The sequence below is a fragment of the Neobacillus rhizosphaerae genome, assembly GCF_050477885.1.
GTDB lineage: Bacteria > Bacillota > Bacilli > Bacillales > Cytobacillaceae > Neobacillus > Neobacillus rhizosphaerae_A.
In genome coordinates this window covers 1-1,450 of record NZ_JBCNAC010000198.1, presented here as the reverse complement: position 1 = coordinate 1,450, position 1,450 = coordinate 1, and the positions used below count along the sequence as shown (strand labels likewise).

1 protein-coding gene is annotated in these 1,450 nt (G+C 37.0%); it reads left to right on the top strand.

The features are described 5' to 3' along the window. Positions 1-98: 98 nt before the first annotated feature. Positions 99-1,274 carry an IS256 family transposase gene (locus ABES03_RS25430; RefSeq protein ID WP_430121964.1) on the top strand — a complete coding sequence of 392 codons (1,176 nt, stop codon included), beginning with the start codon at positions 99-101 and terminating at the stop codon, positions 1,272-1,274. Positions 1,275-1,450 lie beyond the last annotated feature (176 nt).

Sequence of the window (1,450 nt, the reverse complement as noted above, 5' to 3'; positions counted from 1 at the left end):
GATTAAGTCCATATAATTGTGTAAAAAGAAAATGAGTCAAATTAATTCCTCATGGCTACAATGTTATCAGCGACGAAAACAATGTGGAGGAATTAATTATGACTCAAATACAGTTTAACCTAAATATTGATGATTTAAAAGATTCTGTTATGAATTCTGATATAGACGCTGTCATCAAAGCTTCTATCGTCCTTGTATTAAACTCTGTTATGGAAAAAGAACGCGATGAGTTCTTACAAGCCGGTTCTTACGAACGTTCAAGTTTACGTCGTGACTACCGCAATGGATATTATGATCGTGATTTATTATTTAGCATTGGAAAAATTACGCTTAGAGTACCTCGTACTCGTAGTGGAGAGTTTTCAACTACAGTGTTTGAACAATATGCCCGTTGTGACCAAGCATTTGTATTAGCTATGCTTGAAATGGTGGTCAATGGAGTTTCCACAAGAAAAGTTTCCAATATTGTGGAACAACTCTGTGGACATAAGGTTTCTAAATCATTTGTATCCACTCTTACAGAAAAGCTAGATCCTGTAGTGAATCAATGGGCAAGTCGGCCTCTGAACACGATGTACTACCCATATATCTTTGCAGATGCTATGTATATCAAAGTAAGAGAACATAACCGTGTGATATCTAAAGCTGTTTATATCGCAACGGCTGTTGACGAGAACAATAGGCGTGAAATTCTTGGTTTGAGAGTAGATCATGTAGAAAGTACTGAAGCTTGGCAGCGTTTCTTTCAATACTTACAGTCTAGAGGTCTTCAATCACCTAAGCTAATCATTTCTGATGCACACAAAGGGCTAAAAGCTGCCATTGGAACAGAGTTTGTAGGATCTGCTTGGCAAAGATGTACAGTACACTTCAAAAAGAATATCATAACCCATATGCCTAAAAAGGGTATGGATGAAGTCAAATTCGGGTTAAAGAGAATATTTGAAGTAGCGACTGTAGAAGAAGCCAGAAAATATAAGAAAGAGTTCATTGAGCAATATAGTGGCAATTCAAAATTAGACAAGGCCATAGAAATTTTAGAGGAAGGCTTCGAAGATGCCATTCAATACTTGAATGAGAAACCGAAATTTCATAAGCATATTCGAAGTACAAACTCGTTAGAAAGAATCAATGAGGAAGTCCGGAGAAGAGAGAGGGTAATTAGAATATTTCCTAATACACAGTCAGCTTTCAGATTAATTGGGGCGGTCTTAATGGACTATGCAGAGGAAGTAGGAAGAAGAGTAATTGAGGACAAAAAAGAGAAAAAGTAAGTAGCGACGCGAAGCGCGAATTTTTGGTGTACTGGAAGGGGGTACCCCCTTCCAGTACACCAAAAATAAATCATCTGCTTAATATTGTATTTCATGAGGAATGAATTTACACATAATAATGGGCTTGACTCTTCAAACATTTTTTAGCGAGAAATACTCACGAATGACGACTAACT